Annotated in this window: 11 protein-coding genes; 9 read left to right on the forward strand and 2 right to left on the reverse strand. The window is 39.0% G+C overall.

Annotated features, from left to right (window positions below; genetic code table 11):
- Positions 1-4: 4 nt before the first annotated feature.
- The gene (gene pabB, locus F994_RS12860; RefSeq protein WP_004650955.1) at positions 5-1348 is read right to left on the reverse strand and encodes an aminodeoxychorismate synthase component I; all 1344 of its coding nucleotides are present in this window, start codon (positions 1346-1348) and stop codon (positions 5-7) included.
- Between the two features lie 259 nt (positions 1349-1607).
- Here pabB and filA point away from each other — a divergent pair, with 259 nt between their 5' ends.
- The 6 genes from filA to filF all read left to right on the forward strand — a co-directional run bounded on the left by filA (position 1608) and on the right by filF (position 9644).
- A complete protein-coding gene (filA, locus tag F994_RS12865) occupies positions 1608-2624 on the forward strand; it encodes a putative pilus system protein FilA (protein WP_004650956.1) in 1017 nt (338 codons plus the stop codon).
- A 197-nt stretch (positions 2625-2821) separates the two neighbouring features.
- Positions 2822-3655: a putative pilus system C39 family peptidase FilB gene (filB, locus tag F994_RS12870; protein ID WP_004650957.1), complete on the forward strand. Its 834-nt coding sequence runs from the start codon at positions 2822-2824 to the stop codon at positions 3653-3655.
- Positions 3656-3701: 46 nt separating this feature from the next.
- Complete coding sequence (gene filC, locus F994_RS12875) at positions 3702-4817, forward strand: putative pilus system protein FilC (protein WP_004650958.1); 1116 nt, start codon at positions 3702-3704, stop codon at positions 4815-4817.
- Positions 4818-4829: 12 nt separating this feature from the next.
- Entirely contained in the window at positions 4830-6494 is a 1665-nt protein-coding gene (filD, locus tag F994_RS12880; protein ID WP_004650959.1) for a putative pilus system OmpP1/FadL family transporter FilD, read from the forward strand.
- A gap of 14 nt (positions 6495-6508) precedes the next feature.
- Positions 6509-7675: a putative pilus assembly protein FilE gene (filE, locus tag F994_RS12885; protein ID WP_004650960.1), complete on the forward strand. Its 1167-nt coding sequence runs from the start codon at positions 6509-6511 to the stop codon at positions 7673-7675.
- A 22-nt stretch (positions 7676-7697) separates the two neighbouring features.
- Positions 7698-9644 (forward strand): putative pilus system protein FilF, encoded by a 1947-nt coding sequence (filF, locus tag F994_RS12890; protein ID WP_004650961.1) that lies wholly within the window; start codon positions 7698-7700, stop codon positions 9642-9644.
- Positions 9645-9709: 65 nt separating this feature from the next.
- Here the strand turns inward: filF and F994_RS12895 are convergent, their stop codons facing one another.
- Positions 9710-10258, reverse strand: coding sequence for an NUDIX hydrolase (locus F994_RS12895; protein WP_004650962.1), 549 nt, complete (start codon positions 10256-10258; stop codon positions 9710-9712).
- Between the two features lie 125 nt (positions 10259-10383).
- Here F994_RS12895 and F994_RS12900 point away from each other — a divergent pair, with 125 nt between their 5' ends.
- The 3 genes from F994_RS12900 (at position 10384) to tsaB (ending at position 12349) form a co-directional block, all read left to right on the forward strand.
- Positions 10384-11001 carry an NUDIX hydrolase gene (locus F994_RS12900; protein WP_004650963.1) on the forward strand — a complete coding sequence of 206 codons (618 nt, stop codon included), beginning with the start codon at positions 10384-10386 and terminating at the stop codon, positions 10999-11001.
- Between the two features lie 17 nt (positions 11002-11018).
- Entirely contained in the window at positions 11019-11549 is a 531-nt protein-coding gene (locus F994_RS12905; protein ID WP_004650965.1) for a gamma carbonic anhydrase family protein, read from the forward strand.
- A 131-nt stretch (positions 11550-11680) separates the two neighbouring features.
- Positions 11681-12349, forward strand: coding sequence for a tRNA (adenosine(37)-N6)-threonylcarbamoyltransferase complex dimerization subunit type 1 TsaB (gene tsaB, locus F994_RS12910; RefSeq protein WP_004650966.1), 669 nt, complete (start codon positions 11681-11683; stop codon positions 12347-12349).
- The last annotated feature ends 1 nt before the right edge of the window (position 12350 follow it).

A 12350-nucleotide genomic window follows, 5' to 3' on the forward strand; every position in this document is an offset into this window, starting at 1 on the left:
GTCTTTAAGTTTCAGATGATTTCTGCCATGTGTTGAGTAGCTCAAGCATGGCAGAAACTTTATCAAAACATTCCTGATATTCTGCATCGCAATTTGAAGCGATCGTTACACCACCACCGGCCCATAAAGAGACATCGTCTTGATACTTTTGGATGGAGCGAATCAAAATATTCCAAGAACCTGTCCCATCAAAATTAAAATAACCAAGACTACCGCAATAAGCACCGCGTGGAGCACCCTCTAGTTCATCAATAATTTGCATGGCACGAATTTTGGGTGCACCGGTAATTGAGCCACCCGGTAGCGCAGCCATGAGGACATCAAAGGGATTGCTCTCATCTTTGAGCGTGGCTGTGACTTCGCTGACCATATGGTGAACTTGATTAAACGATTCAATTTCAAAAAGTTGCGGGGTTTTTACCGAACCTGTTTCAGCATAAACACTCAGATCATTGCGGAGTAAATCGACAATCATCACATTTTCAGCTTGATCTTTTTTAGAATCAATCAAGCGTTGTTTTGATTGTTCATCTTGCTTTGGGTCAGCATAACGAGGCATCGTGCCTTTGATGGGGCGAGTCACAATTTTTCGATTTGCTTCAAAATCAATGAAAAGCTCAGGTGAGCAGCTTAACAGTTCAAAATCATCAATTTTTAAATAGCCAGAATAGGGGGCATCGGTAAGTTTCCAGAAATCTTCAGCGATATCGAGTAAGCAACCTTGCGCTTTTGCTGTAAATTCTTGCGTTAAATTAATTTGATAGCAGTCGCCTGCTTTAATATATTCTTGCACTTGCTTAAATGCAGCTTGATATTCATTTTTACTCCAACGTGCACTGCAAGCTTGGGTCAGTTGGAAAGACGGATCTTTTTTGTTGGTTAATGCAGTTTGAATCAATTGGAAAATTTCCTCAGCTTCATCTTCATCACTAAAAAAAGTCCAACCTTGTGGCGTGAGTTTTAGATAACTGCGATAAATACCTAAAAATAAAGCAGGTTGTTTTTTTTCTTGAATAGAGACTTGCTGTTGCGCAGCAGTATCATAACTGATGAAACCAATCAAGCCCCCTTTAAAATCAGCATGATGGGTTTGAGTATTGCCTTTAAAAAAATGATTAAAATGAATAGCTGATGATTTTTCTTGGTATTGATCTAGAGCAACCCGTTTGAAACTTTGAGTGATTTGATCTTGCTTGAGCATATATTCAGAAGCAAAAAAAGCGATCACAGGCTGATTTACATTTTTCAAATAAACCAAATGTGTGAGATGTGATAAAGCAGAGAGTATTTGATCGGGACTAAGCCATTGTTCAGTCAACAATTTTTGAAAAATAACGGAATTATTCATACAGTGTTAAATTATAAAAGGCGATACATAGAAATACTATTCTATAACAATGTTTATGCATAAAAACTGTAAATACCGTTTGTCGGTAACATATAGATTGCGACCAACAGCAGTTGAACAAAAAATGACACAGATATAACTTAACTAGGGCAAACAGACTGCTCAAGGAAAAGATTCACTGTTGTCAAAAAACAAAAAACAATAGGTGATATCGAGTGGTTGACCATCAAAAAAATAATACTCTTGGGAGAGTACAAAGATGAAAAAATTTACTAAACTTGCTTTAGTTTCTTCATTGGCAATTAGTGCAAATGCGATGGCAATGCAAGCAATGGATGATGCTTCATTGGGCGCAACTACTGGTCAAGATGGTATTAACATCGGGATTGGTATTTCAAAAATCGAAATCGAAAAACTTTATATTCATGATAATGATGGTTTAACGGCAGCAGGCGTAGCAGGTGATGCTGGCTTTGGTGGTACTGGTACAGCTGGTGCAATTGTAATCAAGGGGAATGGTACTGGTGTCACAGCTACTAAAGGTATTGTGATTGGTGCAAACTATGACAACAATGGTGCATATTTATTGGCATCACGTAACTTGGCAGATTTGCAAATCGATAGTGATGCGGGTACAGGCGCTAATGGTGCATTTATCAATATTGCTGCTCAAGTGTCTGGCTTAGATATTAATATTGGTGAAATTGGTGTAACGGCATCTGGTGTAGCTGGAGCAGGAACTAATGCGGGTACAATCCGCCGTGGTGGTAAAGATGATGCAGGTGCAGGTCAGAATTACAACGCAATCTTAAGTGGTTTATCGCTTAAAACAGGCCAAATGACTGCCAATATCCAATTGGGTGCAGCGCCTCAAGGTGCAATGATTAAATTGAATACCAAAATGGTCGGTGGTCTTGAAATTAAGAACCTAGGTATTTTGGATAATTCAACTAAACAGGGTACGGGTGATGGTACTGCTACTAACCGTGCTGCTGGTGAAATCTTTGTTGAAAGCATCAAAGTTGCAGATGCAAATTCTACCGATTTAACCATCAAGCAAAGTGTTAGTGTGGTTGGTAAAGAAGGCGCGAGTAATGGTTATATTCGTATGATCAGTAGCTCAGGTCCAATTGATACCTATGTAAAAGGCGTTCATTTAGGTAGTCGTACTGCTGGTTCAATTGGTGATGTAGAGGTGCAAGGTTTGCAAACTTACTTCAGCCCAGCTATGGGTACTTATGTTCCTGGTTCTGTAATTACAATTTCTGGTCGTTAAGCTTAAATAAAAAAAAGCGCGTGATTTCACGCGCTTTTTTTTACAAAAATAATGTGAAATTTTTCAAAAAAGTAAAAAAAAGCTGTTTTTTTTTATAAAAAAAGGTATCTTCATTTTTACATGGATGTAGAGCATTTGCTCTAGAAAAATAATGAACATAGGCACGTCATGCCGATAACTAGAAAAGTTAAAAAGATATGTTAGAGATCGCATTAGGCTCGGCATTGATGTATTACTTTGCCACAGAAGCCTTTGAAATTAAGAAAAAACCAGCGGAAGCGGTTTATTACACAGAAACCTTGGATTCTCGACAAGATTCTTTTAGTCGAATGCATCGTGAGCCTGTTCTCATCAAACCTGCTTTAGAGGATCAGTTTCGTGGCATAGTCCGTCAAGCATATGACTATAGTTGTGGGTCTGCCGCATTAACGACATTGTTAAATGGTTATGTGGGTACACAGTTATCCGAACAACAAACCATGAATGGTCTGTTGAAGTTTGGTGAAACTGAAAAAATTATTGAACGTCGAAGTTTCTCTCTTTTAGATATGAAGCGCTTTGTCGGTGCATTAGGCCTAGAAAGTGGTGGCTATAAAGGTGAGTTTTCAGATTTAGTCACACAGGCTCAGCCTGCTATTGTGCCAATTTCTTATGCAGGATTTAAGCATTTCGTTGTTTTTAAGGCCTATAAGAACGGTCGTGTCTATGTAGCTGATCCAGCATTGGGGAATATCAGTTTTGATGAACAGCGTTTTAAAGATATTTGGGAAAACAATACGCTTTTTTTAATTAATGTCGCTCCTGAACACAGAAAAAAATTCTTAGCACTGCAAGATTCAGATTTACGACATGTAGAGGATGCAACAGTGAATCGCTACGCTTTTGTTGATTTGCAGTATCCACAATTTTACATGGATAAAATTGCAGATAAGGCATCAACAATTCGTTTAGATAAAAATTTAAATGAAGAATCCGAAAATTTTGGTAAACCTACATATAATTTTTTACGTCTTTATTACAAGAGTAAATAAAGTTTAAAAGTGACAGATTAAAAAAATAAAAATGGTGAGATGGAATATGAATCGTAAATGGATGAACAAAACTTTATTGGCTTTGAGTATTCAAGTGGCAATAGGGGGAGCATATGCAGCAGAAGAGCCAGCACTGGGTGGGTATGAGGCTGTCGATGAGTCAGAGGCTGTTGTATCTGCACCCTCACAGCCTTCAGCAAATACAGCAACGCAACCTGTCGATGAACAATCACAGGCTTCTTCAGCATTACAACAGCAAGAAGGTGATGCGAGTAAGGAAACAAGTTTACAAGAAGTTTTTACCTCAAATGAAAGACAGTATTCATTAATCAAAAAAGGTGATATCTCATCTTATTATGATATTGATTATACCTATTATCGTGATACGCAAATTGATGCTGAAATGGCCAAAGGTCAGCTTTATCAATTACGTGTTCAAGAAAATGCCACACATTCAATGACCAATACTTTTACTGCGCAGTATGGTGTTCTCGATAATTTAACCTTTACTGCGTCTTTGCCATTAGTTGCCAAAACAGATTTACTAAAAGATGCCTCTACAGCAGGTTTGGGGGATATTTCTTTTGGTGCACGTTGGGAACCCTTCCCACTAAAAACTGGCCGATTACCGCTGATTTTATTTGGTAATGTATCGACTAAAACAGGTGATAGCCCATATGAAGTCAATGCAGCCGATGACCTAGGAACAGGAAAGGGCTATTACTCGGCGGGTGTTGGTGCCAGTACACGTAAATATATAGACCCTGTTGTACTTTTTGCCTCTGTTTCAGCGAATTATGGCTTTAAAGAAACGGGGCTTAATCAGAAACGTGGTTCACGTATTATTGATGATTTTGAACCGGGGATTAGTGGTGGTTTTGCGTTTGGTTTTGCTTATTCGTTTAACTATGATGTTTCGATGACGATGTCATATCAGCAAAGTTTTAACACTGGATCGGAATTTACCTATAGTTCTGGTGAAAGTTATTCTCCCGCTGACCAGACCAGTTCTACTTTAGCAATTTCATTAGGTGTTCGTGTATCGCCAGAGACCATTGTGAATGGAACTGTGGGTATAGGCTTAACAGAAGATGCACCTGATGTCTCTTTAGGTTTGTCATTCCCGCTTGATATTTTAGGTTTCGGTAAGAAACTACGCTAAGAGGGTGGTCGTATGTATAAGATTCGACTTCGCCCGTTAGCAGCAGCAATTATATTATCGGGCTGTTCAAGTGCAACGTTTGCTCAATTGGGGCAAAACTTGTCTGTTGATATTCGATCACTCAGTATGGGGAATGCCGTAACGGCAGATCCTCCGGGCATTAGTGCCATTCATTTTAACCCTGCTGCTTTGACCAAAATTGAAGGTTTACAAACAGACGTACAGGGTATTCTTGCTAATTTTGATATTCAAAGAGAGTTTTCAGTTCCGGCAGGTTACAACGTATTTGGTTACTCTGATGATCCAATGGTGTGTAATGACGGTCCTGAAGTTTCTTCAGATTTGTGTACCGACTTTAAGGGTACGGTTAATGGTGATGTAGAATACGTCAGCTTATATGTGCCGATATTGAAAAAAATGGTCGATCTGGGTGAAGGAATCCCGATGGCTGCACCTACCGCAGGTATCGCCTATAAACCACCCGGTTCAAAAATGACGTTTGCCACAGCAATGTATGCACCTTTAGTTGCTGGTTTTGGTGCTGAAAATGGTAATCCGGGGAATTATATGGGGCAACAAGTTGCTCTGGAACGGATTACCTATTTATCACCATCAATTGCCTATGAAGTGAATGATGCTTTGTCGATCGGTGCTTCAGTGGGGATGTCTTATCAAGCGATTGGCTTAAAAACAGATTTGCGTTTTCCCAATGAATTGATTGGTATGCTAAGAATGATCGATGAGGTCGTTTGTACCCCTTTCAAGGAAAATCAGGACATTATTACTGATATCTTGCTCCTCGGTATGTGTAATACCGAAGAAGGCATGAATCCTTTTGGCCGTTTTGGACAAATGCAGCTTGCATTGGAGCAGTCACTCAGTCCGAGTTATAACTTGGGTGTCTTGTGGGAACCCACCGAAGACTTTAGTTTTGGGATGGTCTATCAAAGTTCTGCAAAAATGCGCCTAAAAGGTAAATATCATATTGATAATGCTAAAGCGCCACAGGAGCTGATTAAAGGGTTAATGTCTTCGCCAACAGGTCAAATTCTTGCCGCAATTCTCGGTTTCCCGAGTGTGGTGCCTGCAAGTGAGTCAGGTCTTGTTTCAATGGACTTTGAGTATCCTGCACATTTTCAAGCCGGTGTGAAATATAAGGTCTTACCTGATTTACAAGTTAATTTTGATGTTGGATGGACCGATTATAAGGCTTGGGATAAGTTTAAATTTGAATTCGATCGCCAAATTTCAGCATTAAAAATTGCCAAATTACTCTCGGCAAATATCGGAGATACGTCTTTAGCATTGCCGCTAGAATTTACTTCCCCATGGAATTTTGGCATCGGTATGGAATATTCAGCGACAGATCGTTTGAAGTTACGTGCGGGATATGAGCCTCGTACCAGTGCAATTCCTGATAATAAACGCAATACGATGGTTCCGATTAACAATGCACAATTGTTTGGTTTAGGGGTGGGCTACCGTTTTGATGCAGATACGGATGTAGATTTGTCGATTGGTTTTCTACGCAGTAAAGATAAAATTCCAGCAAATTCGAGTAGCTTAGCAAACCAAACAGGTGTCAATAATATTCTATTGAATCCTTATGCAGGTCTAAATGTTAAAACGGATACGAAAGTCACAATTCTAGGATTGAACTATAGAACCCGATGGTAGGTATATTGAAAATAATGAAAAAAAAATTATGGGTGAAATCGATACTGACATTATGCCTTTTAGATGTATCTTTTTCATATGCAGGTGAGTTTTATACCATTATTGGTCCAGATGGTCGACCAATAGTGGTGCAACAAAAAAGCCTGCCGCCGAAAAGCAATGTTGCTGAAGTTTTAATGCAACAGCAACCATCTGCTCCAGAGCAAAAACAAGTGCTTGATATTCAGCCACCAATTGCTGTAGCTGAAATAAAGTCATCAAACGGTTCCAAGTTGTCAGTTGACCATCAAGCATTGGCGAATATGACAACAAAACCTGCTCATGTTGTTGATCAAGCTATAAAACAGAGTGTTGTACAACTAGAGTCCAAACATGAAAAACAAACCAAAGATGTTTTAAAGCCAAAGCCAGAGGTTGAGAGAGTTGTACAGCAGCTGAGCCTCCCGCTTGTTGTAAAACAAGAAGAAACTGAAAATATCGACGCTTTTGTGAGTATTAATGGTGAAAAATATATTAGAAATGAATACTTAGAAGATAAGGAATTTAATCTAGAGGGTAAAAAGCGTTTTTATGCAATGCCTGAAGGGGTCATTGATATTAAGCATGGCGCAACGCGGTTGCAATTGGTAGAAAGAGAAAAAGGTGTAAGTAAATCAATCATACAGTCACTTTTTAACAAGAATCAGAAAAAAGAGAGTGGCCCCATTACACTGTCATCGACCTATTATCGAATTTCACAAGCAGATGTGGTGGATGGTTTAGGACAACAATGTATTAAAGACAAAAGAATTAAAAATGCCAAAACAGTGAGTTTGGGGAAAGAGGTTAATTTATGGCCGCGAGTACCGTTAAAAGATCAATTCGATTTTGAAATTGTCAAGGTATCCAATGCAATTCAAAATATTCAAATTAATTCTTACGCTTCACGTCAACAGGACCCTACGTTTTATTGGCCCTTTGTGGTGTTTTTAGATGCAAATGCTTGTGTCCTAGAAGGTGCTGGTGGTTTTAAAAATCATGATGCAGTGGCATCTTTTACGTCCTATGAAAAAATTGAAGGGGTGATTCATGTCCCACTTAAAAGTCAATATATATTACTCACACCTTTAGCCAGTGCCATCGATTTAGACAACAGAGCACTGACCAATCAAGGTCAATTAAAGTTAATTGCAATTCGTTAAGAATAGAACAAGAGAATTCAGGATGAAAAATAAATATTTACTCCCTTTTGCACTCACAACATTGATGGCTGCTTTGAGTGGCTGTGGGGGGGAAAGCGCCAATATTATTCCCGAGACGTATGATTCCAGTACAGCAAATGGTGCATGTACACCAAAAATGAACGGGTGTGTAGAATTTGCTTTAGATTACCCATTAGATGGACTTAATTTTACCTGTAGCAGTGATACAACCAATAGTTTTATATCAATATTGGATTTGGGGGATGGTGCTGCAACAGGGAGTTGTAGAACAGGTGATAAAGTCACGTTCTTTATTAAAGGTGAAAAAGATAAAAAAATTAATTTAGGTGTGGTCGAGTTAAATAAAGTTGCACGATTAAGTAGCGGACAAGTACCGCGTTTAACTATTTTGGATATGGCGGTTGGTATTACGCAACAAGAAGCTCAAGTCTTAAGCAAAGATGATCCCACAGTCCGTGTAGCGATGAAGTTGGCAAAAATTTTCCAAGCTTTAGCTTTGCAACAGAACAAAATTGATACGCCTACGGATATTCAAGCTTTATATATTACCGATGCAATGCGATTGAAATTAGAACTCATTTTAAGTTCGGTCACTTCTCAACAAATCATCAGTGATGAATATGTAAATATGATTAAACCGTGGGTCGATGTTTCGGTGATTGATGATGATCAAGCATTTGAAGTCGTAAGTAAATTAATGACGATTGCCACTGCGGCAGTCTATCAACCAGAATTTGCGTTATTTTCCACCAGTGGCGTATTGGGAAGTTTAATATCGGGTTCCGATGGTTTGGTTGGGTGCAATAAAGAAGTTTGTGATTTAAAAGACAGTTCAACCAAATATTTGTTTGGACACTTTATGTTAATTACGGATCGACAGGGCTACACTTTTGGTAGTGGCTTGCAATGGAAAGGTACTGCTACGAGTAATTTGGCTGCAATTAGTAGTGTAAATGCCGAATTAATTCGTAAAGTAAAACCAGTACGTATGACTGCACCCGCACAAGCGCATTGGATTAACCCGATTAATAAAAAAATTGATCAAGATTATCAGTTAGATGTCGCAGATATGAATTCGCAGCCATTGATCATTCATCAGGGTAAGCTTTTTAATGATTATATGATGGCGGGTAGAGAACAATTTTATAAAATATTGACCAATAAGACGACAGTTAGCAGTGAAGATTTAAAAGATTTCGGTCGTTGGAAACAAAGCACAACTACAGATGAATTTAAAGGCTCTTTAGATTTATATAAAATATTTCCAATCACTTATTTAGATAAACAGGTTTTTCAATCGGTTAGTAATGTGAAATCTGGAGATAAATATATTTTTCCAATGTATGCAGATTTAACCTTTAAATTTACAAATACTGCAGTCCCTGCCGTTAAGTTAGGAATTGTGATCGACCAAAATGGTGATATCCGTTCTAATATTAAATCAGGTTCTACTGAGACGGATATGTCTACATCTGATAATGCTTGTACTGAAAATTCATTTAATCAGAACACTTTTGTTGATCAGTATGGTGTACAACAATATCGTTTAGGCACAGTTGCCCGGGCGTTTACTGCCAATAAATTACTCTCTATACGTATGATTTTAGGCCATGACAAATTTGTAAAAATTAATGGTGCTTTGGTTGGCATGAACTCTACCCTTAAAACATCATCTAATTCATCGATTCCAAGTGTCGTTGTTGGTGGGGCATTGTTAGACGTAGCAAGTTTATTGGATCCAACTTTAACCAGTGGACAAGCGCGTGTGACATTTACAGATTCAGCTAAGCAACCTGTAAGATGGGGGAATAGTTTAGCGAGTTTTCAACATGTTTATAATTTAGCGAATGACAGTCTAGCAAACAATGAAGATAAAGCACTGGCTACGTTAGCGGGGGGAACACTCGATTTCACTTTAGCTCCATGTTATAGCATTGCGATTAAGTAAAAATTATAACTAGAATTAAAGAAGCCCATCTCTTGATGGGCTTCTTTAATTCTGTTCAAAAAAAATTAGCCCGTATGATCTAAACGAGAACCCAATGTTTCTAAATGCATATTGAATGAATGAGTTTTACGATCTTTAAAATAGTGCTTTAACGTATGTTCTACACTTGGAAAAGCCAACTCAGACCAAGGGATTTCATGTTCTTCAAATAAACGGGATTCAATGGTTTCTTCACCTGCACCGAACATACCATTGATTAAATGGGCTTTGAATAAAACGTAAATTTGACCGATTCGAGGAATGTTATACATACAATAGAGCTGTTCAATTTCAATTTCAGCTTCGGCTTCTTCGCGTGTTTCTCTTGCCGCACCTTGTTCCATGGTTTCAAACAACTCCATATAACCCGCTGGAAGTGTCCATAATCCATAACGTGGCTCAATGGCGCGTCGACAGAGTAAAACTTTATTTTCCCAGAGTACCAGTGCGCCACAAATAACCTTCGGATTGATGTAATGAATATTGCCACAATCTGTACAAACGCGACGTAATTGATGATCGCCGAGTGGGATTTTTTCCGCTGTTTTATGTCCACAAATTACACAGAAATTCATATTCATCGTCAATGATCAAGGTGTGATCAGCATAACTGAAAAATTTAACTTTGGCATCATTTCTATCTTTTAGAATAAAAATTCAGCTATGATGAAATGAAGAAGAAATAAAGAGAGAGTCGGCTATGGATGACCATTCGTTAATTCAATCATTACAGCAAAGATTACGGTTTTCCACACGGGTAAAATCTGCACAAGCTGCTGTATTAATTGCGATTACAAATGAGTCCAATCCCAAGGTTTTACTTACTCGCCGTTCACTTTATTTATCCAATCATGCTGGAGAGGTTTCCTTTCCGGGAGGCAAACGAGATCCACAAGACACCAGTAATATTGTGGTGGCATTACGCGAAGCCTATGAAGAGACCGCATTAAATCCATTTGATGTGCAATTGATTGGTGATTTGCCGATGCAAAAAGCACGTAATGGCATGCTGGTTAAACCTGTGGTTGGATTGATTCCGCCAGAAGTCAATTTGATTGCGCAACCGAGCGAAATTGATCGTATTTTTTTTGCATCACTCGATAGCTTAATTCATGCGCCACCGATCCCTTATGAGGTGCGTTATGCACATCAGTCTTTATATTTTCCCAGTATGCGGGTGGAAAATGAAATCGTTTGGGGGTTGACTGCACGCATGTTGGTTTCATTGTTTCAGTATGGTTTGAATTATCAGAAAGAATGGCCTTTTTTATTAAATTCCCCCGCTTTTTATAGCAATAAGATTCAACGTGGTAAATAGATCAAGGAAGACAAAACATGCTGTATAAATTTAATGGCTATGCACCGCAAGCAACGCATCAACCTTGGGATGGTTGGGTTGCTGAAACTGCAACCGTGCTTGGTCAAGTTGAAATGGGCAAGCAGGTCAGTGTTTGGTTTGGTGCCGTGATTCGTGGCGATAACAGTAAAATTAGCTTGGGTGATTTTACCAACGTGCAGGAAAATGCGGTTTTACATACCGATGCTGGCATTGAAATGTATATTGGCAGTTATGTCACGATTGGACATCAAGCCATGTTACATGGCTGTACCATTGGTGATAACACTTTAATTGGAATTAATTCCGTGATTTTAAATCATGCTGTGATTGGTAAAAACTGCATCATTGGCGCGAATGCTTTAATTCCTGAAGGCAAGATCATTCCTGATAATTCTGTAGTCATGGGTTCGCCGGGGAAAATTGTCAAAACTTTAGACCAAGCTGCTGAAGTTAAACTTAAAATGAGTGCGCTACATTACGTTGAACATTTTAAGCATTTTCAACATTTGGAAGCCGTTGAACTTTAATTGCAATCGATTGATCGAGCCAAGTTGTTACTTGGCTTTTTTGTATCCCTCAGAGGTAACATCTCGCCTAGCGTGCATGAGTGGAGTATGATAGCACTCGTTTTTTATCGCCAAATAAATTAAGGTTACGCATGAAATTGCTGGCATTGGAAACTGCCAATGAGCAGTGTTCCGTCTGTATTGTAGATGAAACCCAAGAATTATTTTTCCAATTCGATGCGCGAGCAAAAGCACAAACGCAAACCATTCTCCCCATGATAGATCAAGCATTTACTCAGCTTGCTCTATCTGCATCAGAATTAACTGCAATTGCATTTAGCCGTGGTCCGGGCTCTTTTAGTGGTGTACGAATCAATGCTGCTGTTACTCAGGCATTGGCATGGGCAAATGATCTGCCTGTTGTTCCTGTCTCTAGCTTACAAGCTTTAGCGCAGGCGGCCTATCGTATTCACGGTTTAACTGCAGTCACTGCGGTACTCGATGCACGTATGAAGGAAGTGTATATCGCGAGTTTTCAGCTGGATCAACAGGGCATTATGCAAGCTGTTGATGCAGAGCAATTGTTAAACTATAGCGATGCCACTGAAATCGTTAAATTTGAATTGGTCGGTTCGGGTTCAGTTTTAATTAAGCCAGAACAAATACAATACCAAGACTTAAATGCGACTGCGCAAGATATTGCGACCATTGCGCGCGCAGAGGTTGAGCAAAATAAATGGGTCAGTGCTGAACAGGCATTGCCCGTGTATTTACGCGATAACGCTTGGAAAAAAATTCCAGAACAAATTAAAGCAACTTAAG

This window comes from Acinetobacter bohemicus ANC 3994 (assembly GCF_000367925.1).
GTDB lineage: Bacteria > Pseudomonadota > Gammaproteobacteria > Pseudomonadales > Moraxellaceae > Acinetobacter > Acinetobacter bohemicus.

What these genes read in the sequence shown, in the direction of transcription:
- pabB (WP_004650955.1), bottom strand. Translation starts at nt 1,348, where the DNA reads ATGAATAATTCCGTTATTTTTCAAAAATTGTTGACTGAACAATGGCTT.
- filA (WP_004650956.1), top strand. Translation starts at nt 1,608, where the DNA reads ATGAAAAAATTTACTAAACTTGCTTTAGTTTCTTCATTGGCAATTAGT.
- filB (WP_004650957.1), top strand. Translation starts at nt 2,822, where the DNA reads ATGTTAGAGATCGCATTAGGCTCGGCATTGATGTATTACTTTGCCACA.
- filC (WP_004650958.1), top strand. Translation starts at nt 3,702, where the DNA reads ATGAATCGTAAATGGATGAACAAAACTTTATTGGCTTTGAGTATTCAA.
- filD (WP_004650959.1), top strand. Translation starts at nt 4,830, where the DNA reads ATGTATAAGATTCGACTTCGCCCGTTAGCAGCAGCAATTATATTATCG.
- filE (WP_004650960.1), top strand. Translation starts at nt 6,509, where the DNA reads ATGAAAAAAAAATTATGGGTGAAATCGATACTGACATTATGCCTTTTA.
- filF (WP_004650961.1), top strand. Translation starts at nt 7,698, where the DNA reads ATGAAAAATAAATATTTACTCCCTTTTGCACTCACAACATTGATGGCT.
- F994_RS12895 (WP_004650962.1), bottom strand. Translation starts at nt 10,258, where the DNA reads ATGAATTTCTGTGTAATTTGTGGACATAAAACAGCGGAAAAAATCCCA.
- F994_RS12900 (WP_004650963.1), top strand. Translation starts at nt 10,384, where the DNA reads ATGGATGACCATTCGTTAATTCAATCATTACAGCAAAGATTACGGTTT.
- F994_RS12905 (WP_004650965.1), top strand. Translation starts at nt 11,019, where the DNA reads ATGCTGTATAAATTTAATGGCTATGCACCGCAAGCAACGCATCAACCT.
- tsaB (WP_004650966.1), top strand. Translation starts at nt 11,681, where the DNA reads ATGAAATTGCTGGCATTGGAAACTGCCAATGAGCAGTGTTCCGTCTGT.